Genomic DNA, 21,962 nt, shown 5'->3' with positions numbered 1-21,962 from the left:
CATCAGTCCTGAATCGAGAGCACAGTGGGATAGTCGGAAATGAGTCCGTCGACGCCAGCCTGGACCAGTTCCCGGGCCTGATACCACGTGCCGACGGTCCAGGTGTTCAGGGCTCGGTCCTCGTCGGCAGCGATGTCGACGAGGTCGATATCGCTCAGGTCGGAGTCGATGTACTCGCTGTCGTTGAAGAAGGGCGTTCCCTGAACCATATGCCGGGGGACGTTCATCGCGTCGCAGTCGTAGCGGCGGGTGACCTCCAGCCCCTCCTCGATGCTATCCCAGAAAAGGAAGGCGACGGGGACCGAGTCGTCGTAATCACGGACAGTCGCAAGCGCAGCTTCGTAGAACGACGAGACGAGAATATCGTTGTCGTACTCGCTGACGAGGTCGAGCGCGCGTTCGGTGTAGGGTCGCCACAGTTCTCGCTGCGTCGACAGTGTCTGGTCCGACAGCGACTCGGCGAACGCGAGGTCGTCGCTCCCGGGGTTCTTGAACTCTAGATTGACAGCGACGCTCGGTGGAATCGCGTCCATGACGGTCTCAAGCGTCGGGACCGTTTCTTCGGTCCCCAAGACAGTCGCGTTGGTCACAGTATCCGTGTCGGTCTCGAAAACGAGTCCCTCAGTGTCTGTCAGCCCGCGCTCACCGCCGTCGCGTTCGGCCAGTCCGTTGTCGTGGAAGGTGACGAGCGTGCCATCGGCGGTCGGCACGACATCGACTTCGACCATGTCGGCGCGCCGGTGGGCCGTCTGCGTTCCCGGTCCGCCGAACGAAGCGGCCTCGACGGCCAGTTCCGTGTTCTCCGGGTAGACGCCGGCAAACCCGCGGTGAGCGATGAGCGTCGTGTCGTCGGTCATCCCCTCGCCCTCCGTGTCGGTGGCGTCATCGGTGCCTGACTCACCACCATTGGATTCCTGTGCTGCTGTGCTCCCCGCAATCCCGGAACTCGCCAGCGTCGCCGCCGTCCCTTCGACAAATGTCCGTCGACCGATGTACTCTGACATGCTAGATACGGCTGCCGAGCGGTCGTGAAAGACCGTTTATATGTGGAATATATGTCTCTCAGTAGATGTGTCCCACAACGGCCGGGTCTGTAGCCGCCTCCGTCGAAGTGATTACGCTTCCGTACTGTGGCGCTCGCGGGCCGCGGCCACGACCAGTGGGAGTGTAATCGTCGCGTCGGCATACACCGAGACATTCCGGGCGTTCTTTTCAAGTTTCCCCCACGAGCGGGCCTCGTCAAGCGTCGCGCCGGAGAGACCGCCGGTGTTCGAGGGGTCCATCGTCAACTGGACGGCGTAGTCGTAGGCGTCGGGCGAGACGAGCATCGTCTGGAGGACATAGTTCTTCGGGACGCCGCCGCCGACAACCATCGCACCGACGCTGTCAGCCTCGTACGCGATGTCCGTGATCTGTGTCATATCCGCCAGCGCGTCGATCGTGAACTCGCTGGTCTGAGAGTACATCCACGCTTGCAGGCCCAGCACGGAGTCTTGGAAGGCCGGGCAGTACACCGGCACGTCGTTCTCGTAGGCCGCCGCCAGCACGCCGGCGTCCTCAGGCACGTCCTCGCGCTCGTTGACCTCGCTGTTGGCCCGGCCCAGTTCCTCCGTCATGCGCTGGATCGAGACCGCGCCCTCGTCTTCCAGCGTCGAGAACACCTCGTCCCGGAGGTGGTTCTCGAACAGGGCGAAATGCTCCTGTGGGAGATAGACGTTGTAGATCCGGTCGACGCCCTCGTCACGAAGCGTCTCGTCGTGTTCGCGCTCCGTTTGCCCTTCAGGTGTCACCTCGCCATGGTGGTGCTTGCCGCCGATGGCCTCGATGCTGTCGTGGGTGCAGTTCGCCCCCGTCGTGACGAGCACATCGATGTGGCCGTCGCGGATGAGTTCGCTGACGATAGCCCGCATCCCGGTCGGGACCATCGCACCGGCGAGTCCGAAGAAGGTCGTCACGTCGTCATCGAGCATCTCGCTGTAGATATCGACGGCCTCGTGGATGTCGCTCGCGCCGATGCCGGCCTCGCCGTAGCTGTTAGCCAGTTCGCCGACCGTCATTCCGGCCCGAGCTTCCGCGTGCCCGATGGGGTCGTGATGGAACGTCTCTCGCTCGTCGGTGTGGTCGCTCATTGCTGTGCAGTCGAGCGCGGGCGGGTTTCAACGTCGTGGTTCGCCACGACGGGCACGGACCATGTGTCGACTTGCCGTCACATACCGCAACTGAAACGGAGGGCTTAGACGCCCCTGCGTTGGATGGAGAGCTATGGATACCGCTTCGTTTCGGCGCGGCGTTCGTGATGTTGCGCCGCTTCTGCTGGGGATTATCCCGTTTGGCCTCGTTGCCGGCATCGCGACGGTTAACGCCGGGCTGGGACTGCCAGCCGCGGTCGGATTGTCGGTGGTTGTCTTCGCCGGCGCATCACAGCTCGCGGCGCTAGAGTTGCTGGGACAGAACGCACCGCTGACGGTTGTCGTTGCAACGGCAGTCGTCATCAACCTCCGGCTTCTGATGTACTCGGCATCAATCGCGCCGTACTTCCGGAATTTCACCGGCCGGTGGAAAGCGATGCTCGCCTACGTGTTGACCGATCAAGCGTACGCGCTGTCGGTCGCCAGCTACCGGTCCGACAGCGAGACCGACCGGAAGTGGTACTACCTTGGCGTCGCCGTGACGCTCTGGGCGGTGTGGCAGGTCACGACTATCGCGGGGGCGCTACTCGGGACCGGCGTCCCGGACGCCTGGGGTCTCGAATTCGCTATCCCGCTGGTCTTCCTCGCGATTCTGGTCCCGGCAATCGAGGACGCAGCGACCGCTGTCGCCGCCGCCGTCGGTGGAGCCATCGCCGTGGTCGGCGCTGGGCTCCCGCTCAACCTCGGGCTGCTCGTCGCGGCCGGCGTTGGCATCACCGCTGGTGTTCTCACCGAGTCCGCCACAGGAGGCACCGATGGCGACTAACTACGGCCCAGTTGAGATCGCCGGTGTCATCGCTGTCATCGGCGTGCTGACGTACGCCTGTCGGCTCTCCTTTATCGCGCTGTTCGGTCGGCTCGACGAGATTCCGCCGGTCGTCAAGCGGGTGTTGCGGTTCGTCCCCGCCGCCGTCCTTGCTGCGCTTGTCCTCCCGTCGTTCGTGACCCTCGACGCCAGTAGTTTCGCCCCAGACAAGTTCATCGCCGGCGCGCTCGCAGCAAGTGTCGCTTGGCGGACCGAGGACGTATTCGCGACGATGGTGACCGGAATGGGCGTCCTCTGGGCTATCAGGTTCCTGCTGTAGTCAGGCCAGTTCCAGCGAGGCCCCACAGCAGTCCGACCGGTACTGCTCGCGTTGCTCGACGAGCGGACAGTCCTGATAACGACGGGCGACGAGGTCGCCACACGCCCCGCAGGTGAGGACGTGCTTCGGGTCGGTGAAGGCCGGACAGTGAATATCAGTGTCAAGCTGGTCGGCCCGCTCCCGGAAAGCCTCGCCGTGGTCGGTCGTCCCGTCACGCTGGTACTGCTCAACGTGGATGAGTTCGTGGCGCAGCGTCGCCTCCCAGACCGCCCGCTCGAAGGTCGAAAACGCGTCCCAGGTCAGCGACACCGTACACGGAAGCGGGCGGCCGTCGCTCCCCTCGACACTGTCCCAGTCGTACCGCTGGCCGACAGTGGCGGCGTCCAGTTTCGGCTGCTTGACCGCGGAGGCCCGTCGCTTGGCTCGGTGTGACACCTCCCAGTCGACGAGGTCGAACCGAACCGAGACGCCATGCTCGCGGCGGACTCGCTTGCAGTACTGTCGTGACCAGGCGATAAGGTCCGAATCCGAGTTGATGCCCTCGAACGAAACGCCCTCGTCCATCGCCTCAGAGCCCGGTCGGACAGTCGATATAGGTCGTCTCCAGCCCCCAGTCCTCGACGACGGTCTGGAGCGACTGGACGCCGAACGTTTCGGTCGCGTAGTGGCCAGCGAGAACGACGTGCATCCCCTGCTCGCGCGCCTCGTGGAAGGCCTTCTGTTTCCCCTCTCCGGTGATGAGCACGTCAGCGTCCGCCTCGACCGCCTCTTGCAGCCAGTCGACGCCGCTACCGGTCACGATGGCGACGTCCTCGGCAGTCGACGGGCCGAAGTCCAGAACCTGAACTGGCTGTCCGCCAGTATCTAGGCCTTCAAGCGAACCTGCGAGTTCGGAGACCGTCTGTGGCTCCGAGAGCGTTCCACGCTGGCCGATGTACTCGCCGCCCATCGCCCCGAACGGGGCACGGTTGTTGAGGTCCAGCAGGTCAGCAACACCGGCAGCGTTACCAAGCGACTGGTGGCCGTCCAGCGGGAGGTGAGCGACGTACAGCGCGAGGTCGTTGTCGATTAGCGGCGCGACGCGGCGGTAGTTGGTTCCGGTCACGCGCTCCATCCCGCCCCAGACGATGCCGTGGTGCGTTACGAGCAGGTCAGCGCCCACCTCGTCGGCGCGGTCGATGGTCTCGACGGCCGCATCGACTGCGAAGGCGACGTGTTCGACCGGTTGGCTCGCCGGCCCGACCTGCAGGCCGTTCGGACTGGCGTCGATGTCGGCGTAAGCCTCGATGTCGAGTCTATCGTCAAGACGTGCCGCAATGTCTCCGGCATTCATAACGCGGGCTTCGAGATGGCCGGTGGTATGCTTTTCTCTACTGGCGTCTGGCTACCCGTCCGATTCGACTAACTGGCCGTTCGCCTGCCCGATGAGGCCCCGGTCCACCGCGGCGTCGATGATGGCGTCGAACTGCTCGCCGTCGATATCGTAGGCGTTGAACGCAACCTCGCGGATTTCCGCGCGGTCAACGGGCATCTCACGGTTCTGGAGCAAGCGCATCACCTTGTTGTACTCCAGTTTCGTCAGCGACGGGCCGTCATCGCTGCTATCGTTGTCGTCGCTGTCCGAACCACGTTCGGTGTCTCCGCTCTCAGTTTTGGCCGCCGAGCCACTCGACGCAGTCGGCTCCGCCATTTGCCTGTCCGTGGTGTCCGCCGCTGCCACGTTCGTCGAATCGGACTCCGCAGCCGCGTCCGCTGTCTCCGCTGACTGCGCCGACTGTTCCTGTCCCGCTGCACTCGCGCTATCGTCGCCCAACAGCGAGCCGTCATCGGCCGGCTCGACTACGCTATCGGTGGTTGTCGGTTCATCGGTCGTCGGCTCATCGGTCGTCCGCCCGCCGGTCGTCGGCGTCTCGGATTCGTCCAGCAGTCCCGGCGGCTCCGTGGTCCCGGCATCGCCAGCCGTTTCCGCTGTCTCGCGGGCGTCCGCCTTCGCCGCCTCGACGGCCGGTTCGACGATAGTTGCGAGCTTCTCCCGGCAGGTCGAGCAGAGAACGACAGTCCCCTGTTTCTCAGCTTCCGGGTCCAGCGATTTCGGGATAATCGGATATTCGGAGAGCGAAACATCGAGCGCGCCGCCACAGAAGTAACACGACGATAGCTGGTTCATACCCGCTACGTGGAGATGCTGGTTACTAAAATGCTTATGCCGGTATAGCTGCTACATACACCGTGGCCATCCCGTCGGGTGTACTGTTACTGTCTGCGATAAATTGGACGCGTCGAGACTCCCCAGTCAGGCCCTTTGCTGTCCGTGTGACCACAGAATACGCTCCGGGAGAGAATCAACCGTGACCCGGACAGTCGAGCTCTCGACGACTGTGTTCTGTCCGTCCGTTTCCGCGGAGCCGAGTCAGGCACAGTTCCGTCTCAACAACGCAGGTGTCGTTGTCGAAGGCGACCAGCTGGCGGAGGAAGCCGGACTAGACGAGATTTTCGACATCAGGCTGGGACAACCACCACGGGCCGCGGTGGAAACGCTCTCGGGAACGGTACTCACAATCGGGTTCGAACGCGGTGGACAGCGCGTCGCCCTATTCATAGGCGGGTCAGAGTCGACATTAGACCGAGTCAGCGGGCTATTGTTCCGACAGTTGCTTGACGGCACAGAGGTAGCTGTGTGCCACCCCGCGACAATCGGCGGGCGCGTGACAGACCGGCGTTTTGAAATCGGGGAACTCCGAGTCACCCCCGGAAAAGTCGGGTGCACCGGTATCAGACAGCCGCTCAACGTCGACCTCGAAACCATCGTGGGCGTTAGTCGCAGTAAAAAGGAACTACTGGGCCGTCGGGAACTGGCTGTCGACCTTCGGTACGTCAGACAGGGAGTCGTCGTGGGTGTCGACCTGTCGCTGAACCCCCCGCGGAAGCTCAATCTGCTCGGGCGGTACCTTCGGCGCAGCTACGGCGGTCTGCGGCAGGAGCTTCGGGAACTCGCCCCGCCGCCCCCGGTCGTCAGAACCCTGACGAGACTTTACACACACGGGGGGCGCACAGATTCCAAAAGCGTACTGTCACAGGAATCAGCTGATCCGGCGGCCCTCCTCGAGGAACTAATCGAGAACGACTTGGTAACGCTCGAAGACGGCGAAGTTCGGCTAGAAATGCTTGGCTGGGTACTCGTCGCCGAGCAAGCCGTCAGTGGGTGGGATAGCTGAGGTCCACCCAGATGTCAACAGACACAAAACAGACCAGTGCTGTCCACTCACCTGTCGTATACTCTGTAATTTTTTGTATACGAGTCAGGCGAGAAACTCACGGACCAGTGTTACGGCGTCGTCGTTGGGTTCCAGCCACGGCGTGTGGCCGTATCCCGGGAGTTCGTGAAACTCGGCGTGTGACATCTTTTCAGTAACGGGACGGCCCACGGCTGGCGGATAGAAAGCATCCTCCGTCCCCCAGACGAACTGCGTTGGGCGGTCGATTCGCACGATCTCGTTCCGGATATCGAACAATGGGTGGGCACGGCCGTACGACCCCTGTGCCGTCGCCAGCGACCGCTGGCTCTCCGGCCGGCCGGGCAAGGCCTGCCCGGCTGCGAGCAGTTCATACAGCGCTTCAGGGATGGCCGAGGCGTCGACGACATTGACCCGCTGCATCGACTGCCTCGCGTTCTCAACCGGGTCGCCGCGGTTGAGCAACCACAGCAACACGCGGTTGAGACCGCGAACCGTCAGCAGACGAAACAGGAGCGGGAGGTCCCGCGAGACGCCGCCCGGCGCACCGACCAGTTGCAGTCGGTCCACGCGGTCGTGATCGATTGCGAGCAGGAACGACTGGAGGCCGCCGTGAGAGTTGCCGACCATGTGGGGCCGGTCAATCCCAAGGTCATCGAGCAGTTCCAGCAGGTACGTCACCAGAAACGACCGGAGGTCCCGGTCCCGGTAGCTCGGAGCGGCCGAAAGGCCGAGACCGGGTCGGTCGGGAGCGTACACGCGATACTCGTTGGTGAGCGCCGGGAACAGGGGGAGCCACGTCGCTGCTGGCGTTCCGACGCCGTGCAAGAGAAGGACTGGGTCGCCGTCCGGGTTCCCACCGGTGAGATAGTGAACGCGACCCGCGGCGTCTGTCTCGGTTACTCTGGACTCGACGGCGAGGTCGTAGTGGTCGGCGAGGCGGGCCTGGGCGTCCGCGTACCGTCGCTCGGCTGGATGGGGCCAGTCGTCTGACGACAGCGCGCGGTCCTCGGGAACTGTGGTACCGCCACTCATACGTAGACTGTCCAGCGCCGGGCGTATCAGTGTACCGTGGCTCACGATGCACAGAACAGATTGTGTCTCCATGAGACACATATAGCTCCGCTCCCTCGCTATCGCATGGAGCGAATCGAGGGCACCATCCTTGCCGGGCGGTCGTTCGAACCGGTCGACGGCAACGTTGTCGTCGAAGACGGGTACATAACGGCCATCGAGGAGACGCCGGCCCGTGAGAGCGACCACGACCGCATTGTCCTGCCGGCGTTCGTGAACGCACACACCCACATTGGCGACTCTGTTGCGAAGGAGGCAGCCGTCGGGCTTGGGTTGGAGGAAGCAGTGGTCCCGCCAGACAGCCTGAAACACCAGCAAATCGAAGCGGCCGACGACGAGACGCTGATTGCGGCGATGCACCGCACACTCCGGTTCATGCAGCGAACCGGTACCGCAGCGTTTCTCGACTTCCGGGAGTTCGGCGTCGACGGCGCAACCGCGCTCCGCGAGGCCGCTTCGGGACTCGATATTGAGGACTTCATCTTCGGGAGCGACGACTCTGCGGTGCTGGATGTGGCTGACGGGTTCGGTGCCAGTGGCGCGAACGACGACGATTTCACCACCGAGCGGGCCGCTGCCGAGGAGCGCGCGGTTCCGTTCGCTATCCACGCCGGCGAACCGGACGCCACCGATATCCACCCGGCGCTGGATCTGGACCCGGACCTGCTGGTCCACATGGTCCATGCCGAGGCGGAGCACCTCGAACGGGTCGCCGACCAGAACGTCCCCATCGCGGTCTGTCCCCGTGCAAACCGCGTCCTCGGGGTCGGCCGGCCACCGATTGAGACGCTGCTTGAGTACACAGACGTAGCGCTCGGGACGGACAACGTGATGCTGAATGCCCCGTCTATGTTCCGTGAGATGGAGTACACCGCGAAAACGTTTGACCTCTCTTCGCGGACGGTACTTCGAATGGCGACGACCGCTGGAGCTGAAGCAGTCGGTCTCGATTGCGGTGTCATCGAACCCGGTCGCCGGGCCGCGCTACTGGTCCTCGATGGCGACTCGGATAACCTCTCGGCGGTCGCTGACCCAGTTGACGCAGTTGTCCGGCGGGCATCTCCGCTAGATATCGACCGGGTCATCTGCTAACGCGACGGCTGGAAGAGACTCGGATATCTTTTCGATTAGCGAGACTCGGATATCTTTTCGATTAGCGCTGGTCCGCGTGGGCGAACACGAACGCCCGAAGGAGTTTCGCGGCCAGCGTCGCCGCCTGCCCGTCGTCGCGGTCGTTGACCTCGACGACGTCGAAACCGACGGCCTGGGGTGCGACGGCCCGGACCACGTCGTGCATCTCGCGTGGGTCGAGGCCGAACGGCTCCGGCGTCCCGGTGCCCGGCGCGAACCCGGGGTCGGCGGCGTCGATGTCCACAGAGAGGTACACCCGCTCGTCGTCGAACGCGGGCGACCAGTCGGCAACGTCTTCGGGCGGAACCACGGTCACGTCGGCTTCGCTCGCGCGGTCCCATTCGGCTTCCGAGCCAGTGCGTGCGCCCAGTACGACCGCTTCGTCGGCCACCGAGAGCGCGTGGTTGGTCACCGTCGCATGAGAGTACTCGTCGCCGGCGTAGGATTCCCGCAAGTCGAGGTGTGCGTCCAGACAGACAAACACGTCCGGAGCGAGCGCGCGCACGCCAGCGACCGAAACAGTGTGTTCGCCGCCGACGACGAGCGGGACAGCCCTGTCGCTGCTGAAATCCGAGAGGGTACCCTGAAGATACGTGAGGTACTCGGCAACGTCGGCCGTGGGACCGATGTCGCCGTGGTCGTAGACGGAACAATCAGTGAAGTGCTGGTCGGTGCGGTGGTCGTAGTCGTCGAACTGCTGGCCGAATTTGCGGATGCGGTCGGGGCCAAAGCGTGCGCCGGGGCGAAACGATGTCGATGCGTCAAGCGGCGCGCCCACGATCGCGTAGTCGGCCGCCCCGCGGTCGGCCCCCGCACCGGGCAGCATCGTTACGAGCGTGTGATCTTGCGCTGCTCTTCGTACTGGAGGTACTCGATCTCGTCGTCAGGCTGGAGGTCGATGTCCTCGGGGACGCGCATCGTGAACGTGTCATACGTGTCGAGGTCCATTACCTGGGCGTCGTTGCCGTCAGTCGAGACGACCTGCCCCTGCTTCCGGTTGACAATCGGGACCCAGACCTTCGCGTCGACGGGCTGTGACAGCGAGCGCTTCTTTCCGTCGAAGACGCCCTTGGCGTCGATTCGGGCCTTGGCGCTGCCGTGTTTGCCCGGCTTGGCCGTGCTGTAGGAGTTGATCTTACACGGTGTGTCTTCGATCATGACGTAGCTTCCTTCGTCGAGCTCTCGAACTTCGGTCTGCTCTCTTGCCATACCGCCGGATTACCCCTGTTTGGGTATAAACGGTTTGGAATGCCGCAAGCCAGACCCGTCGTGACTCCCGCTCTGTAGCCGAGTTCGCCTGAAATGTAGGTCACACACGTCCAGAACGCCCGACAGCAGCACCGCGTACCCCGACCGTTCCCGCAGCTACCCCACAGTTCAAGTGAGCTTGCACTAACCACACAGGTGTGGCACTCTCGTTCGACCTGTTCGGGACGCTCGTTACGGCAGACCGGCCGTCGGAGCCGTGGGACGCCGTCGCGGAGTCGCTTGCGGCCCGGTCGGTTCGGGTCCCGGACGACTGGGAGGACGCTTACCGTTCGGCCCATCGTGAGTACGACCGCGGTCGGGAAGCGCCGCTTGACGAGCACGTTCGACTAGCGCTTGCCAGCCGCGGAACCGAGGTCACCGAGGAAACAGCGACCGAAGCCGTCCTCGACGCGTTCGACAGCCCGGTCACGGTCCGTGAGGGGGCCATCGACGCGCTGGACGCCGCCGCACAGCGAGGCCCGGTCGCTGTCTGCTCGAACTGCAGCGTCCTAGGGCTGGTCGAGCGAACGCTGGAACGAGCAACCATCGAAGCCCGGAGCGACCACTCGTTCGACGCCGTCGTCACCAGCGTCGACTGCGGCTGGCGAAAACCCCATCCAAATATCTTCGAGTCGACCGCCGACGCACTCGACGTGGCGCTTGCCGACCTCGTCCACGTCGGTGACGACGCCCGGACGGACGGCGGCGCGGGTCGCGTGGGCGCACAATCGATACTGCTTGAGGACGACTCGCTCCCGGCGATAGCCGAACAACTCCGGGAGGACGAATTGTGTTGAGCGCGCTGGCGGTGGCCGTCGCCGGCGGGCTGGAACTCGCAATCGGTGAGCCGCCAACCCGCTTGCATCCGGTTGCGTGGTTCGGACGGCTCGTCGGAGCGGTCGACCGTGAGTGGGACCACCCGCTTGCGGTCGGGGGACTTGCCGCGGCGCTGTTGCCCGTTGGAGTTGCTGTCGTCGTCGGTGGCGGCGTCGCACTCGCCGCCAGTGTCGCGCCCCTCGCTGCCGTCACGCTCGCCGGTCTCACGCTATTCCTGACCACGAGTCTCCGCAGTCTCCTTTCGACCGCACGGGGCGTCATCGCTGACACCGACACCGACCTCCCGGCCGCTCGGGACGGGCTACTCGCACTCGCCGGTCGCGACGCCAGCGCTCTCTCTGCGGGCGAGGTCCGGAGCGCCGCCGTCGAGAGCGCGTCGGAGAACCTCGCCGACGGCCTCGTCGCGTCGCTGGCCGCCTTCGTTGGAGGGGGACTCGTCGCTACGGGCGTCGGCCTGCCAGCGCTTCCCGTCGCTGCCGGTGCAGCGGCGTGGGTCAAGGCCGTCAACACGATGGATTCGATGCTGGGCTACCGCTCGAAACGCGTCGGGACACCTGCGGCGCGGCTCGACGACGCCGTGATGTGGCTCCCGGCCCGGCTGAGCGCGCTCCTGCTTGCCCTCGCCTGTGGGTCGCCGCGGTCCGTAACCCGCGCCCGAGCTTGGCTGGACGGCGTCCCCTCGCCGAACTCCGGGTGGCCGATGGGGACGGCCGCCGCGGCGCTCGACGTTCGGCTGGAGAAGCCGGGCGTGTACGTCCTGAACCCTGCGAGAGGACTCCCCGACGTGGCGACGGCCCAACGCAGCGTGACGCGGGTCGGCGTCGCCGGGGTGCTGGCGTACGTGCTGGCCGCTCTGGGGGTGGTCGCGTGGTTCTGACTGCGGTCCGGGGGGCGCTCGGGTTCCTCTCACGGCTCCCGGTTGGCCACAGCCAACAGGCGTGGGACGCCTTCGTCGGGACGCCGGCAGCGTTCCCGCTTGCCGGCTACGTCGTCGGCGGCCTCGTCGCACTCCCGTTTCTCGCTGCCGGCCTGCTCCCAGCCCCGGTCGTCGCCGCGGCGTACCTCGGGAGCGTCGTCCTCGTCACCGGTGTCAACCACGCCGACGGCCTCGCTGACCTCGGGGACGCCGCTGTCGTCCACGGCGACCCCGAAAAGCGCCGCGACGTGATGCGGGACACGACCATCGGCGTCGGGGCCGTCCTCGCGCTGGGGACCGCCCTCCTCGCGCTCGCACTGGCCGCGCTGGCTGTTGCCCGGCTCCCGCCGCTGGTCGCCGTTTCGCTGGTCCTCGCCGCCGAGGTAGGGGCGAAGCTGGCGATGGCGACGCTGGCCTGCATCGGCCGCCCGAGCCACGAGGGGTTCGGCGCGACGGTCATCGACGGGAACGGCCCGCGCCACCTCGTCGGCGCACTCGCCGTCTCACTCCCGGCCGCCATTATCGCTGTTCCGGCAGCCACAGTCGCAGTTCTTACCGGCCCGCTGCTGGCGATAGGTCTCTCAAACTGGGCTGACCAGCGACTGGGCGGCGTCAGCGGCGACGCCTTCGGCGCGGCCAACGAACTCACGCGCGCCGTCGCGCTCCACGTCGGCGTCGCCGTGTGGTCGCTGTTCGGTGGCGTCTGGTCGATACCGCTCGTCGACTGGGGGGTGCTCGCGTGGACGCTCTGATGATGTGTGGCGGTCGCGGGACGCGGCTCGACACCAAGGTCGAGAAGCCGCTCTTTCGAATCGGCGGCGTCCCGATGGTCGGCCGTGTCGTCGGTGCACTCGAAGATAGTGCCGTCGAGAGAATTATCGCCGCAACGTCGCCAAACGCACCGGAAACGCAGTCCTGTCTGGACGTTCCCTGCATCGAGACGCCGGGTGAGGGGTACGTCGCGGACCTCGACGCGGCGCTGAATGACGACCAGCTCTCCCAGCCGGTGCTGACGGTCGCCATCGACCTTCCGCTGCTTGACGGCGAGATAGTTGACCGCGTGCTCGACAGGCATAGCGGGGGCTCGCTGTCAGTTCTGGTCCCGGCCTCGCTGAAGCGCGAGCTTGGCGTCAGCGACGACACGACGTTCGAAAGCGGCAACCGAGAAGTCGCGCCGACGGGCATCAACGTCGTCGGCGATGGCCCCGACGACGCCTGGCTCACATGGGACCGACGTGTCGCAGTCAATGTCAACACGCTCGCTGATGCGCGCGTAGCGGAACAGTGGCTGTAACCATATGCAGTGGACACCGAGCCGCCACGAAACTTTCTCCACATCGCCCACCGTAGCCACTGTCAATGGACCCTGATTCGGTCGAGGGCTTGCGGGCAAGTGGCGGCGAGGGACCCGGAGACGCCATCGGTCCGGACGGACGCGTGCCACACGGCAGTAGCGACGACCCGGACCTCCTGGATTTCAGCGCGAACACGAACCCCCGCGTTCCGACGGAGACCGCGGAAGCGTACCGGGAGGCGTTCGACACAGCCCGCTCGTATCCGGCGGATGACTACCCCGAGTTCCGCGAGGCCGCGGCGTCCTTTGTCGGCTGCGACCCGGCGCAGGTGATACCTACTGCCGGCGGCCTCGAAGCCATACGGCTGGCGATTCAGACGACGGTTCGAGCGGGTGACAGCATCCTCGTTCCGTACCCTAGCTTCGGCGAGTATGCCCGCGAAGTCCGGCTTCAGGGCGGGACGCCGGAGTTTGTTCCACACGACGAACTGCTGACCGCCGACCCGGACAGTCACGCGCTCGCCATCGTCTGCAACCCGAACAATCCGACCGGCGAGACAGCGGACCCGGCGGCGCTCCGGGCCTTCGCCGATGACTGTCTGGAAGCCGGGACGACGCTACTGGTCGACGAGGCCTTTCTCGGGTTCACCGACGAGCAGTCGCTGGCGGGCCGTGAGGGCGTCATCGTCGCACGCTCGCTGACGAAGCTATTCGGTCTCCCCGGCATCCGGATGGGCTATGCCGTCGGGACCGGCGACGCCGGGGACCGACTCGCCACCGCGCGACGTGCCTGGTCGATGAGCGCTGCCGCGGCCGCGGTGGGCGCACACTGCTACGGACAACACGAGTTCGTCGCGGAGACGAAAGCCCGTGTCGCCGACGAGCGGGCACGGATGCGCGAGCGTCTCGGCGACCGGTTCGACGTGTCCCCCTCCGATGCGCCGTTCCTGTTGCTGTCAGTCAGCGAGGCCGACGAGTCCGTCGACGATATCCTCGCCTCGGCCCGCGAGGCTGGTATCGCACTCCGGGATGCCCGCACCTTCCGGGGGCTGGACTCGCACATCCGCGTCGCTGTCAGAGCCCCCGAAGAAAACGACCGGCTGCTGGATGCGCTGGATGTTTGAAACGACTGTCCGGGACGGTGTCTGCCAGAGTCGCCGCGAGGGAGCACGCTGGCTCTCGACAGCGTGGGACGGCGGCTACCGGACCGCGGACGCCGTCTACAACGTCACCGTCCCCGAGGGGTTCGAGCGGACCGACCTCGACGCCTACCGCGCCGAGCGGCTGTCTGGTGCCGGCTTCGCCGTCGGCCCGACGTTGCTCACTGGTGTTCACATGGAACACGCCCGCTGTGCCCGGAGCGGGTCGGTGTCGGTGCTGGCAACAGCGGGTCTCTCGAACCCCGCCGCGTTGCCGATGTCGGCAGCGGAGACAGCCGACGGCTCCGACGGGACTGCGTCGAATCCGGCGGACAGCCCCGACTGGTGGCCCGGGACGGTCAATCTCATCGTCGGTGTCGACCGGGCGCTGGACGAGGGCGCGCTGGCGACGCTGCTCGCCACCGCCGTCGAGGCGAAGGCTGCGACGCTGCTAGACGCGGCAAGCGTCCCCGGAACCACATCGGACGCGGCCATCGTCGGCTGTGTCCCGAGCGCCGAGCGCGCCTCTTTCGCTGGGAGTGCGACCGAAATTGGGGCCGCTACCCGCGTCTGTGTCCGCGATGCTATCAGAGCGAGTCTGGCCGCCCGCTACGGGGGCGACGCCCTGCCGACCGTCGACGGCGCGGAGTACGGCGTCGTCACCGACCGGGATACCGAGATTTTCGAGCCGTGAGAGGACAGTGTATCCCACGACGGTCCCGGAGTCCAAACGGCTAAACAGAATCCAACCGAACAAACGGATATGAGCGACAACACGGCCGGACCGACCGCCGAGCCCATCAGTCCGAGTGTGCCCGAGGAGTTCGGGCTGGTGCAGGTCTGGTGGGGCGACGGCAAGGGCAAGACGACGGCGGCGCTGGGGATGGCGACCCGTGCCGTCGGTCACGGCTACCGCGTCCACCTCCTGCAGTTCATGAAAGGCGGGACCAGCACCGTCGAAGACGTGCGCGGCGAGTACAACGCCATCGCCGCGCTCCCAGGGTTTTCCTACGAGAACGCCGGCCACTACGGCTGGCACGGCTTCCTCGACGGGAGCGAGGACGACGAACACGAGGCCCGCGCGAAGGGGGCACTCGACCGCGCCCAAGAGATTGTGCAGGCCAGCGCCGACGCCGACCTTTTGACGCCACAGGACGCCGACGGTCCGCCAGAGGAGGGGGTCAATATGCTCGTCCTCGACGAAGTTCTCTACGCCGCGAACCGCGGCCTCGTCGACCCCGAGGACGTACTTGAGCTTATTGCGGCCAAGCCCGATGACCTCGAACTCGTCCTCACAGGCGGACACGAGCGGCCGGAGTTCCTGACCGACCATGCGGACCTTATCACGGAAGTCAGCAAGGAGAAACACCCAATCGACGCCGGTCAGGGCGCGCGGAAGGGCACGGAGTTCTGAGCTTCCCGGCGTCCAAGAGAGGTACTTACCGCTCGGCCAGCAGGGCATCAACAATCTCGCGAGCCGCTTCGACGTGGTCGTCGGCAACGGCATCGTCGGTGCTGTCGACGTGTGATAGAATGTGGTCGACCGTCGCCAGCCGCTCGGTTAGCGCGTCCTCAGAGGGGTCTCCCCCAGCAATGTCGGCGGCGACGGCCTCCGCCTCCCCGAGCCAGCGGCTGGCCGTGCGTTCGACCGGCCGCTCCCCGGTTTTCGTGAGGTGTTCGTGGAGGGCTTGGAGTCGTTCGTCGGTCACGGACAAACTTCGGCAGGCCGAGACAAAGAACTCTCGCCGAACCACTGATGTTCCAGGCGGCCCCAGACCGTCGTAATGGCCCACACGCTGCTGGTCGCCGGGACGGCCAGCCACGTCGGCAAGTCGACCGTCGCGGCCGGGCTCTGTCGCTATCTGGCCGACCGTGGTGTCTCGGTCGCGCCGTTCAAAGCCCAGAATATGAGCAACAACGCCCGGGCGACACCGGGCGGCGAAGTCGGTGTTTCGCAGTACGTTCAGGCCCGCGCAGCCGGCGTTGCGCCGTCGACCGACCACAATCCAGTGCTGCTGAAACCGCGGGGTGACGGCGAATCACAGCTCATTCTGGACGGCGATGCGGTCGGCCACTTCGAGGCGCGAGGCTACTACGACGAGCACTGGGAGGACGCGCTGGAGACCGCTCGTGCGGCCCACGACCGACTCGCGCAATCCCACGACGTGATTGTCGCCGAGGGCGCGGGTTCCATCGCCGAAATCAATCTCCACGACCGCGACCTAGCAAACATCGAGACGGCGCGCTTTGCCGATGCCGACATCCTGCTCGTCGCGGACATCGAGCGCGGCGGCGTGTTCGCGTCGCTCGTTGGGACGCTGGAACTGGTCCCCGACGACATCCGCAAGCAGGTGGCCGGCGCGGTCATCACGAAGTTCCGTGGCGACCAGTCGCTGCTTGACCCGGGCATCGATGCGTTCGAGGACCGAACCGGCGTTCCCGTCCTCGGCGTGCTTCCACACGACGACCCCGGGCTTCCCGAGGAAGACAGCGTCGCGCTGCCGCCAGTCGGCGAGCGGTCTGTCGTCGGCGACAATGACGCCGTTCCCGACGCTGAGAGCGTCACCGTCGCGGTCCCGCGGCTCCCGCGCATCTCGAACTTTACCGACCTCCAGCCGCTCGCCCACGAGCCTGGCGTCAGGGTCGCGTACATCCCGCCTGATGCCGCCCTCGACGACGCCGACGCAGTGGTCTTGCCAGGGAGTAAGAACACTGTCGACGACCTACGGGCGCTTACCGACGCTGGATTCGGCGACCGCCTCCGGGCGTTCGACGGCCCCGTCGTCGGCCTCTGTGGCGGCTACCAGATGCTCGGCGAAGCGATCACGAACGCCTCAATAGAGGGGACCGGCGATGCGGACCGTGTCGAGGGACTGGGCTTGCTCCCGGTGACGACGGAATTCAGTGAATCGAAGACCGTGGAACACGTCCAGCGAGATATCGATGGCGTCGGCCCACTCTCCGGGGCAAGCGGAACCGTCGAGGGCTACGAGATTCACATGGGCGACTCGAAGCTGACGGGTGCGGCGGCCCGTCCCTTCGACGGTGACGGCGCGGCCACCGATACCGTTCTTGGAACCTACCTCCATGACCTCTTCATCAATGACACTGCCAGAGATGCCTTCGTGAGAAATACATTCGAGAGTGCTGGTACTGTCCTCCCGGCGACAACCGGGCGAGCCGACGGCGACCCGTACGAACGAGCGGCCGGTCTCATCACCGACCACGTCGACCTCGGGCCGCTCGGACTGTCCGACCAGTGAGTGTTTGATACTTTTTTAGATACCGGAAATTTATATGCAGCTAGCTCGCAATATTCTCCAATGGTCGAAGTGTTCGCGGTCGCCAGTGGGAAGGGCGGAACTGGCAAGACGACGAGCACCGTCGCTCTCGGGATGGCGCTTGCCGACCGCTACGACGTGACAGTCGTCGACGCCGACACGGGCATGGCGAACCTCCTCTTTCACGCCGGCCTCTCAGATGCGGAGACGACGCTGCACGATGTGCTGGCTGCTGACGCGCCCGTCGAGGCAGCCACGTACGACCGGTTCGGGATGACTGTCGTCCCCTGCGGAACGAGTCTGGACGGCTTCAGGGACGCCGACCCGGGCCGGCTTCGAGACGTGGTTGCGGCGCTTGCAGAAGACACGGATATCATTCTGCTGGACTCGCCACCGGCGTTAGACAGCCGGACCGCAGTCCTGCCAATCGTGCTGGCCGACCGCATCGTCGTTGTCCTCCAGCCAACGATTCCAGCCATCTCGGACGGGCTGAAGGTTCAGGAGTACGCGACGACTTACGATACGGACGTTGCTGGCCTCCTGTTCAACAAGGTCCGCGAGTCCGAGTCTATCGAACAAGTCTCCGAGAAGACCGAGCGGTACTTCGACGGGCCGACGCTCGCGTCAGTTCCCGAGAGCGAGCGCGCCCGCGAAGCACGCCGTGCTGGCCGGCCACTCCTTGCTCACGCCCCCGAATGTGAGGCGGCAACAGCCTACCGAGCGGCCGCAGAGACGCTCACAGTCCAGAACGGGACGGCCGCCGACGCCGCCGACCGGTTCCAGAGCGCTGTCATCCCCGAGTCACTATGAAGTTACCCCGCGGCCGACTCGACAAGTCACGCGTCGTCACGGACCCGCGGGACACACTCGCGGACGTGCTCGACCGAGAGCTGACCGGCTACGCCGTCTTCGAGTCCCAGAAGACGCTCCTGCTCGACGGCGAGGGCCGGGGCGTCATCACGTTTACCGACGGCGTCCCGGCGCTAGCCTACCACACTGGGACGGACCGCGGTGGCCCGCCGGCGCTTGCAGACCTCGCCATTCCCGGCCCGTATCACGTCTCACTGTACGCACTCGACGCCGCCGACCTCGAATCGGCACACGAAGCAGCCGACCTGCGAGTCCCGCCCGGGATGCCCGCCGAACGGCTTGGTGGCGACCCGGCGCTGGCCGACAGCACGCGGCGGGCGGCCCCCGACGAGCGGCTGTCGACAACGGACGACGAGGCGACAGCAACTGAGTCCAGACCCGGAGAACAGAGCGCTGTCGAAGCGTTCCTTGACGATGCGGAGAAAATCGAGGCGATCAAACAACAGGCGCGCTCGGAGGCCCGCGAACGCGCTCAGGAGTGGGATTTCTGAGGGGCTCGCCTAGCTGGAGTTCGATACACCCGCCGAGGTCGGCACTGTCCGGCCGTACTCTACACCAGTCGAGATCAGTCTGCTCGGACCGGGATCCACCACACTCGCGACCGTCCGCCGACTTTCTTGCTCGTGATATCTGTCTCTGATTCGAGGTCGTGGAGTTTGTTCAGTGCGGTTCGGCGCGAGCAGCCGAGTCTGTCCGCCACCTCCGACGCCGTGAGTGGCTCCGCGTAATCGTTTCGGTGTTTGAACACCTCGATAACGTCCGATTCAGTGTACTGGATCTCTCGTCCAGGCGGAGACATACTTCTGTTAACGATTGCCACATACTTATACTGTCGGCTATTATTTCATTCTGGGTGAAAGTATAGAAACACAGCCTATTGTTGTCGAAAAAGGTTCAGGAACGTCAGAGCACAGAGGCATGAAAATCAGGGCTGTTACAGGCCCTGTAACATATGTTGGCTCCCGAAACAGTTACAGCGAATAAGTATAGACACCCCCCAGCTATATTCTATTCCGGGGATACGCCATCCCGCCCTCCAGTAAGTGCTGGAGCGCGACCAGTGCTCCCTTCGGCCCTTCCATACCAGCGCGTTATCAGTTCTTTTCCTGTACAGACAGAACTGCCGCGAGCGGTTGTGAACGCTCCCGGTATCGGTCGAACACTGTCTCAGCCCAGTGATACACTGCTGTAGCGTCAGATTCCGCTATCGCTCGGAGGTTGTTCCGGTCGTCGTAGGCCGCCAGACAGACCCGCGAGCGGTCCAGTGCGAGACCGATATCGAGCGTGGTGTCGTGGACGTACGTGTCGATGTTCTCGTGTTCGAGGCCTCGATCCAGTGCATCTGAGAAGTCGGACGCGGACCGTTCGAGGACACTGTGGTCAATAATGAACTCGATATGTGTCCCCGTTTCGAGCAGTTCCACCGCGGCATCGTTGAACACCGACGTTACGATAGGCGAGATGGCTCGAACGTCGCCATTGACCTCGTGCAGCCAGTCCGTGAACCGATCAATCGCGGCTAGGGGGTTCTGTTCGGAACTCGTCGTGAGACACTCAGGGTCTAGCAGCTCCGGCGGGAGGTCTACTGCGATAGCGCCGAGATGGGCAGCCAGCGGGCCGACTGTCCGTGCCTGGTCGATTTCGCTGAGAAGCGTGCTATACTGGTCGAACACTCGTTGCCCAGTCACCGTGAGTTGATACTCGCCGTCCCGCTTGACGACCCACTGCCGCTCGGTGCAGCCCGCGAGTATCCGCTGAATTGTGGTTCGCGTCGCATCCACTGTATCACACAGGTCGGTGGGCCGTGCCGGTCGCTCCCGGAGCTGGGCCAACACCGCGAACCGCTGTGGTGACCCAGTAAGGAACTGGCAGTCCTCGAAACCGGTGTCGTCTGGACCCTCCGCCATTGGATACGTCTGTGTGGGCAATCATCTTAGCCTCTTTGGCGTTTGGCAACACTGCCCGAACAGTAGGCCTACTCGTCGCCGAAGGAGTCGAGACTGGCCTGTGTCCCCCCGCTTTCCGGGGCGTTGGAGGCATCCGTCCCGTGTTCCGCGGCGATGCGTGCAGCGGCTTCGCGACCACCGGAAAACGAGGCGCGACGTGCAATCGTTGGGTCATCCAGGGCATCAGCCGCATCGGGACGTACTGCCTCGTACCGCCTGTGGAACGCCTGTCGGGCCGCGTCATAGTCGACGACTGGGTGCGGATAATCATCGCCAATATCGACGCCACAGGACGCCTGTACGTGGACTGGCGTCTGCTCGGGCCGGTCGAGGTACTCGTCAGGGAGCGACTCGAGTTCGGGCACCCACTGGCGAATGAACTCGCCGTCCGGATCCTGGTCGCGGACCTGCTTGCGGGGGTTGTACAGCCGAAGGGCCGGTTTGCCGACCAGCCCACACTGGGACTGCCACTGCGTGTAGTTGATCGCCGCCGAGGCGTCGATGAGATGGTGGTAAAACCAGTCCGCGCCGATCCGCCACGGCTGCTGGAGGAGGTGGTAGTAGACTGAGGCGCACATCGATCGCATCCGAAAGTTGAGCCAGCCCGTCTGTCTGAGACACCGCATCGAGGCGTCGACCATCGGAAACCCGGTCTGTCCGTGTTTCCAGGCAGCCACCAGATCGGGGTCGTACTGCTCCGCGTTGAACCCCTCGAGAACCGGGTTTACCGCCGTCTCAAGCCAGCCGGGCCAGTCTTCGAGCTTCTGCTCGTAGTGTTTGTTCCAGAACAACCGCGAGACGAACATCTCTTTCCCGCGGCCGTCGGGCGCGTGCTCGTCGATGTACTGGACGACCTGCCGCACAGAGAGACAGCCAAAGGCGAGATACGGCGAGAGCCCGCTGGTCCCGTCTCGTGCGTCCGTCGGCGCAGAGATGTTCCCCGGGTAGTCGTCGATCTGTTCGGCGAACGCCGACAGTCGCTCGCGGGCGGGGCCGGTCCCGCCGCGAGGAACGTCGGATTTCGACGGCCTGATGTCGTAGTACTCCTCGATCGCGTCGACGCCGAGACCGCTGTCGAAGCTTCGAGAAGTAACGGTCCCCGGGTCCCACTCGTACTGGTCGGCGGAGAACCACGCTGACACGTCGTCCTGCCACCCCTCTCGGGCCTCTGTTCGGTCGCGAACCAGCCCGTCGCCGTCGACGAAAGTAACATCGCACTGTTCTCGCACGCGGCGGTCCCGGTCACGGCCGTAGCGGCCTGTGGGAACGGCCATCGTCACGATATCCCAGCCGGCCTCGCGGAACCGCCCCAGTACATCTACTGGGTCCCCGTGGGCGTAGGTGAGTCCGCGACCAGTGGCGGTATGATACCGGTCTGAGAGGTCGGCCAGGCAGTCGTGCAGAAACCGGATACGGCTGTCACAGGCGAGGCCGTCTGCGCCGTAAAACGCCGGGTCGAACACGAACAGCGGGAGCACGTACTCGGATGTTGTAGCCCTCGCTACTGCAGCTTGGTCGCGGATTCGCAGGTGTTCGCGATGCCAGACGACCGTCCCAGCTTCGTCGTCGGCAAGCGTCGGAATCGCGTCTTGCCGTGGTGTCTCCAGCGTCTTTTCCGATTCCAGTCCCGCCATACGCGCTATTAGTTCAGTATTGGACCACAGACACCACTGTCTTTCGTCTTTCAGGGCCGCACCGCTCGGGACAGGAGTCGTGATT

26 protein-coding genes are annotated in these 21,962 nt (G+C 65.0%); 14 read left to right on the top strand and 12 right to left on the bottom strand.

The window, feature by feature from the left end; translation table 11 throughout:
* Positions 1–2: 2 nt before the first annotated feature.
* Both BDK61_RS05810 and BDK61_RS05805 read right to left on the bottom strand, forming a co-directional pair.
* Complete coding sequence (locus BDK61_RS05810; protein WP_004958087.1) at positions 3–1,004, bottom strand: glycerophosphodiester phosphodiesterase; 1,002 nt, start codon at positions 1,002–1,004, stop codon at positions 3–5.
* A 111-nt stretch (positions 1,005–1,115) separates the two neighbouring features.
* Positions 1,116–2,129, bottom strand: a complete 1,014-nt coding sequence (locus BDK61_RS05805) for a deoxyhypusine synthase (protein ID WP_121302590.1) — start codon at positions 2,127–2,129, stop codon at positions 1,116–1,118.
* A gap of 133 nt (positions 2,130–2,262) precedes the next feature.
* Here BDK61_RS05805 and BDK61_RS05800 point away from each other — a divergent pair, with 133 nt between their 5' ends.
* Positions 2,263–2,955: an AzlC family ABC transporter permease gene (locus BDK61_RS05800; protein WP_004958091.1), complete on the top strand. Its 693-nt coding sequence runs from the start codon at positions 2,263–2,265 to the stop codon at positions 2,953–2,955.
* Complete coding sequence (locus BDK61_RS05795) at positions 2,945–3,274, top strand: AzlD domain-containing protein (protein ID WP_121302588.1); 330 nt, start codon at positions 2,945–2,947, stop codon at positions 3,272–3,274. Before BDK61_RS05800 ends, BDK61_RS05795 begins: the two co-directional genes overlap by 11 nt.
* Here BDK61_RS05795 and BDK61_RS05790 read toward each other — a convergent pair whose 3' ends face one another.
* Genes BDK61_RS05790 through BDK61_RS05780 form a run of 3 tightly spaced genes read right to left on the bottom strand, consistent with a single transcriptional unit; the run spans position 3,275 to position 5,441 of the window.
* A complete protein-coding gene (locus tag BDK61_RS05790) occupies positions 3,275–3,838 on the bottom strand; it encodes a transcription elongation protein SprT (protein ID WP_121302586.1) in 564 nt (187 codons plus the stop codon).
* A gap of 4 nt (positions 3,839–3,842) precedes the next feature.
* The gene (locus BDK61_RS05785; protein ID WP_121302584.1) at positions 3,843–4,607 is read right to left on the bottom strand and encodes a Nif3-like dinuclear metal center hexameric protein; all 765 of its coding nucleotides are present in this window, start codon (positions 4,605–4,607) and stop codon (positions 3,843–3,845) included.
* A 51-nt stretch (positions 4,608–4,658) separates the two neighbouring features.
* A complete protein-coding gene (locus BDK61_RS05780; protein WP_121302582.1) occupies positions 4,659–5,441 on the bottom strand; it encodes a hypothetical protein in 783 nt (260 codons plus the stop codon).
* Positions 5,442–5,622: 181 nt separating this feature from the next.
* On the opposite strand from BDK61_RS05780, the gene BDK61_RS05775 reads away from it, so the two are divergent.
* Entirely contained in the window at positions 5,623–6,489 is an 867-nt protein-coding gene (locus BDK61_RS05775) for a CheF family chemotaxis protein (protein ID WP_121302580.1), read from the top strand.
* An 84-nt stretch (positions 6,490–6,573) separates the two neighbouring features.
* Here the strand turns inward: BDK61_RS05775 and BDK61_RS05770 are convergent, their stop codons facing one another.
* Entirely contained in the window at positions 6,574–7,542 is a 969-nt protein-coding gene (locus BDK61_RS05770) for an alpha/beta fold hydrolase (protein WP_121302578.1), read from the bottom strand.
* A 105-nt stretch (positions 7,543–7,647) separates the two neighbouring features.
* Between BDK61_RS05770 and BDK61_RS05765 the strand changes: the two genes are divergently transcribed.
* The gene (locus tag BDK61_RS05765; RefSeq protein ID WP_121302576.1) at positions 7,648–8,673 is read left to right on the top strand and encodes an amidohydrolase family protein; all 1,026 of its coding nucleotides are present in this window, start codon (positions 7,648–7,650) and stop codon (positions 8,671–8,673) included.
* A gap of 61 nt (positions 8,674–8,734) precedes the next feature.
* Here BDK61_RS05765 and speB read toward each other — a convergent pair whose 3' ends face one another.
* The gene (gene speB / locus BDK61_RS05760; protein WP_007188748.1) at positions 8,735–9,538 is read right to left on the bottom strand and encodes an agmatinase; all 804 of its coding nucleotides are present in this window, start codon (positions 9,536–9,538) and stop codon (positions 8,735–8,737) included.
* A gap of 2 nt (positions 9,539–9,540) precedes the next feature.
* The gene (locus BDK61_RS05755; RefSeq protein WP_004515075.1) at positions 9,541–9,921 is read right to left on the bottom strand and encodes a translation initiation factor IF-5A; all 381 of its coding nucleotides are present in this window, start codon (positions 9,919–9,921) and stop codon (positions 9,541–9,543) included.
* 197 nt (positions 9,922–10,118) lie between these two features.
* Here BDK61_RS05755 and BDK61_RS05750 point away from each other — a divergent pair, with 197 nt between their 5' ends.
* The 7 genes from BDK61_RS05750 to BDK61_RS05720 all read left to right on the top strand — a co-directional run bounded on the left by BDK61_RS05750 (position 10,119) and on the right by BDK61_RS05720 (position 15,560).
* Positions 10,119–10,757 (top strand): HAD family hydrolase, encoded by a 639-nt coding sequence (locus BDK61_RS05750; RefSeq protein WP_121302574.1) that lies wholly within the window; start codon positions 10,119–10,121, stop codon positions 10,755–10,757.
* Positions 10,751–11,674, top strand: a complete 924-nt coding sequence (locus BDK61_RS05745) for a CobD/CbiB family cobalamin biosynthesis protein (RefSeq protein WP_004958113.1) — start codon at positions 10,751–10,753, stop codon at positions 11,672–11,674. Before BDK61_RS05750 ends, BDK61_RS05745 begins: the two co-directional genes overlap by 7 nt.
* Positions 11,665–12,465, top strand: coding sequence for an adenosylcobinamide-GDP ribazoletransferase (cobS, locus tag BDK61_RS05740; RefSeq protein ID WP_121302572.1), 801 nt, complete (start codon positions 11,665–11,667; stop codon positions 12,463–12,465). Before BDK61_RS05745 ends, cobS begins: the two co-directional genes overlap by 10 nt.
* Positions 12,466–12,467: 2 nt before the next feature.
* Positions 12,468–13,007, top strand: coding sequence for an NTP transferase domain-containing protein (locus tag BDK61_RS05735; protein ID WP_004958117.1), 540 nt, complete (start codon positions 12,468–12,470; stop codon positions 13,005–13,007).
* Positions 13,008–13,072: 65 nt separating this feature from the next.
* Positions 13,073–14,131 (top strand): threonine-phosphate decarboxylase, encoded by a 1,059-nt coding sequence (locus tag BDK61_RS05730; RefSeq protein ID WP_121302570.1) that lies wholly within the window; start codon positions 13,073–13,075, stop codon positions 14,129–14,131.
* Positions 14,124–14,840: an adenosylcobinamide amidohydrolase gene (locus BDK61_RS05725; protein ID WP_121303902.1), complete on the top strand. Its 717-nt coding sequence runs from the start codon at positions 14,124–14,126 to the stop codon at positions 14,838–14,840. Before BDK61_RS05730 ends, BDK61_RS05725 begins: the two co-directional genes overlap by 8 nt.
* A gap of 69 nt (positions 14,841–14,909) precedes the next feature.
* The gene (locus BDK61_RS05720) at positions 14,910–15,560 is read left to right on the top strand and encodes a cob(I)yrinic acid a,c-diamide adenosyltransferase (protein ID WP_005537653.1); all 651 of its coding nucleotides are present in this window, start codon (positions 14,910–14,912) and stop codon (positions 15,558–15,560) included.
* Between the two features lie 25 nt (positions 15,561–15,585).
* Here the strand turns inward: BDK61_RS05720 and BDK61_RS05715 are convergent, their stop codons facing one another.
* Positions 15,586–15,855, bottom strand: a complete 270-nt coding sequence (locus BDK61_RS05715; RefSeq protein WP_121302568.1) for a hypothetical protein — start codon at positions 15,853–15,855, stop codon at positions 15,586–15,588.
* Between the two features lie 75 nt (positions 15,856–15,930).
* On the opposite strand from BDK61_RS05715, the gene BDK61_RS05710 reads away from it, so the two are divergent.
* The 3 genes from BDK61_RS05710 to BDK61_RS05700 are packed head-to-tail and all read left to right on the top strand — an operon-like array spanning position 15,931 to position 18,788.
* Entirely contained in the window at positions 15,931–17,409 is a 1,479-nt protein-coding gene (locus BDK61_RS05710; protein ID WP_121302566.1) for a cobyric acid synthase, read from the top strand.
* A gap of 60 nt (positions 17,410–17,469) precedes the next feature.
* Entirely contained in the window at positions 17,470–18,237 is a 768-nt protein-coding gene (locus BDK61_RS05705; protein WP_121302564.1) for a nucleotide-binding protein, read from the top strand.
* Positions 18,234–18,788 (top strand): hypothetical protein, encoded by a 555-nt coding sequence (locus BDK61_RS05700; protein WP_004958130.1) that lies wholly within the window; start codon positions 18,234–18,236, stop codon positions 18,786–18,788. The genes BDK61_RS05705 and BDK61_RS05700 overlap by 4 nt, the downstream gene beginning before the upstream one ends.
* A gap of 74 nt (positions 18,789–18,862) precedes the next feature.
* Here the strand turns inward: BDK61_RS05700 and BDK61_RS05695 are convergent, their stop codons facing one another.
* The 3 genes from BDK61_RS05695 to BDK61_RS05685 all read right to left on the bottom strand — a co-directional run bounded on the left by BDK61_RS05695 (position 18,863) and on the right by BDK61_RS05685 (position 21,877).
* Positions 18,863–19,096: an HTH domain-containing protein gene (locus BDK61_RS05695; RefSeq protein WP_004515058.1), complete on the bottom strand. Its 234-nt coding sequence runs from the start codon at positions 19,094–19,096 to the stop codon at positions 18,863–18,865.
* A 295-nt stretch (positions 19,097–19,391) separates the two neighbouring features.
* Positions 19,392–20,204: a helix-turn-helix transcriptional regulator gene (locus BDK61_RS05690; protein ID WP_121302562.1), complete on the bottom strand. Its 813-nt coding sequence runs from the start codon at positions 20,202–20,204 to the stop codon at positions 19,392–19,394.
* A 68-nt stretch (positions 20,205–20,272) separates the two neighbouring features.
* The gene (locus BDK61_RS05685; RefSeq protein WP_121302560.1) at positions 20,273–21,877 is read right to left on the bottom strand and encodes a cryptochrome/deoxyribodipyrimidine photo-lyase family protein; all 1,605 of its coding nucleotides are present in this window, start codon (positions 21,875–21,877) and stop codon (positions 20,273–20,275) included.
* Positions 21,878–21,962 lie beyond the last annotated feature (85 nt).

This window comes from Haloarcula quadrata (genome assembly GCF_003634715.1).
Lineage (GTDB): Archaea > Halobacteriota > Halobacteria > Halobacteriales > Haloarculaceae > Haloarcula > Haloarcula marismortui.
This window is presented reverse-complemented; position numbering and strand designations above follow the sequence as displayed.

Coding starts and splice junctions, on each gene's coding strand:
- BDK61_RS05810 (WP_004958087.1), bottom strand. CDS start 1,004: ATGTCAGAGTACATCGGTCGACGGACATTTGTCGAAGGGACGGCGGCG.
- BDK61_RS05805 (WP_121302590.1), bottom strand. CDS start 2,129: ATGAGCGACCACACCGACGAGCGAGAGACGTTCCATCACGACCCCATC.
- BDK61_RS05800 (WP_004958091.1), top strand. CDS start 2,263: ATGGATACCGCTTCGTTTCGGCGCGGCGTTCGTGATGTTGCGCCGCTT.
- BDK61_RS05795 (WP_121302588.1), top strand. CDS start 2,945: ATGGCGACTAACTACGGCCCAGTTGAGATCGCCGGTGTCATCGCTGTC.
- BDK61_RS05790 (WP_121302586.1), bottom strand. CDS start 3,838: ATGGACGAGGGCGTTTCGTTCGAGGGCATCAACTCGGATTCGGACCTT.
- BDK61_RS05785 (WP_121302584.1), bottom strand. CDS start 4,607: ATGAATGCCGGAGACATTGCGGCACGTCTTGACGATAGACTCGACATC.
- BDK61_RS05780 (WP_121302582.1), bottom strand. CDS start 5,441: ATGAACCAGCTATCGTCGTGTTACTTCTGTGGCGGCGCGCTCGATGTT.
- BDK61_RS05770 (WP_121302578.1), bottom strand. CDS start 7,542: ATGAGTGGCGGTACCACAGTTCCCGAGGACCGCGCGCTGTCGTCAGAC.
- BDK61_RS05765 (WP_121302576.1), top strand. CDS start 7,648: ATGGAGCGAATCGAGGGCACCATCCTTGCCGGGCGGTCGTTCGAACCG.
- speB (WP_007188748.1), bottom strand. CDS start 9,538: ATGCTGCCCGGTGCGGGGGCCGACCGCGGGGCGGCCGACTACGCGATC.
- BDK61_RS05755 (WP_004515075.1), bottom strand. CDS start 9,921: ATGGCAAGAGAGCAGACCGAAGTTCGAGAGCTCGACGAAGGAAGCTAC.
- BDK61_RS05735 (WP_004958117.1), top strand. CDS start 12,468: ATGTGTGGCGGTCGCGGGACGCGGCTCGACACCAAGGTCGAGAAGCCG.
- BDK61_RS05730 (WP_121302570.1), top strand. CDS start 13,073: ATGGACCCTGATTCGGTCGAGGGCTTGCGGGCAAGTGGCGGCGAGGGA.
- BDK61_RS05725 (WP_121303902.1), top strand. CDS start 14,124: ATGTTTGAAACGACTGTCCGGGACGGTGTCTGCCAGAGTCGCCGCGAG.
- BDK61_RS05720 (WP_005537653.1), top strand. CDS start 14,910: ATGAGCGACAACACGGCCGGACCGACCGCCGAGCCCATCAGTCCGAGT.
- BDK61_RS05710 (WP_121302566.1), top strand. CDS start 15,931: ATGGCCCACACGCTGCTGGTCGCCGGGACGGCCAGCCACGTCGGCAAG.
- BDK61_RS05705 (WP_121302564.1), top strand. CDS start 17,470: ATGGTCGAAGTGTTCGCGGTCGCCAGTGGGAAGGGCGGAACTGGCAAG.
- BDK61_RS05700 (WP_004958130.1), top strand. CDS start 18,234: ATGAAGTTACCCCGCGGCCGACTCGACAAGTCACGCGTCGTCACGGAC.
- BDK61_RS05695 (WP_004515058.1), bottom strand. CDS start 19,096: ATGTCTCCGCCTGGACGAGAGATCCAGTACACTGAATCGGACGTTATC.
- BDK61_RS05690 (WP_121302562.1), bottom strand. CDS start 20,204: ATGGCGGAGGGTCCAGACGACACCGGTTTCGAGGACTGCCAGTTCCTT.
- BDK61_RS05685 (WP_121302560.1), bottom strand. CDS start 21,877: ATGGCGGGACTGGAATCGGAAAAGACGCTGGAGACACCACGGCAAGAC.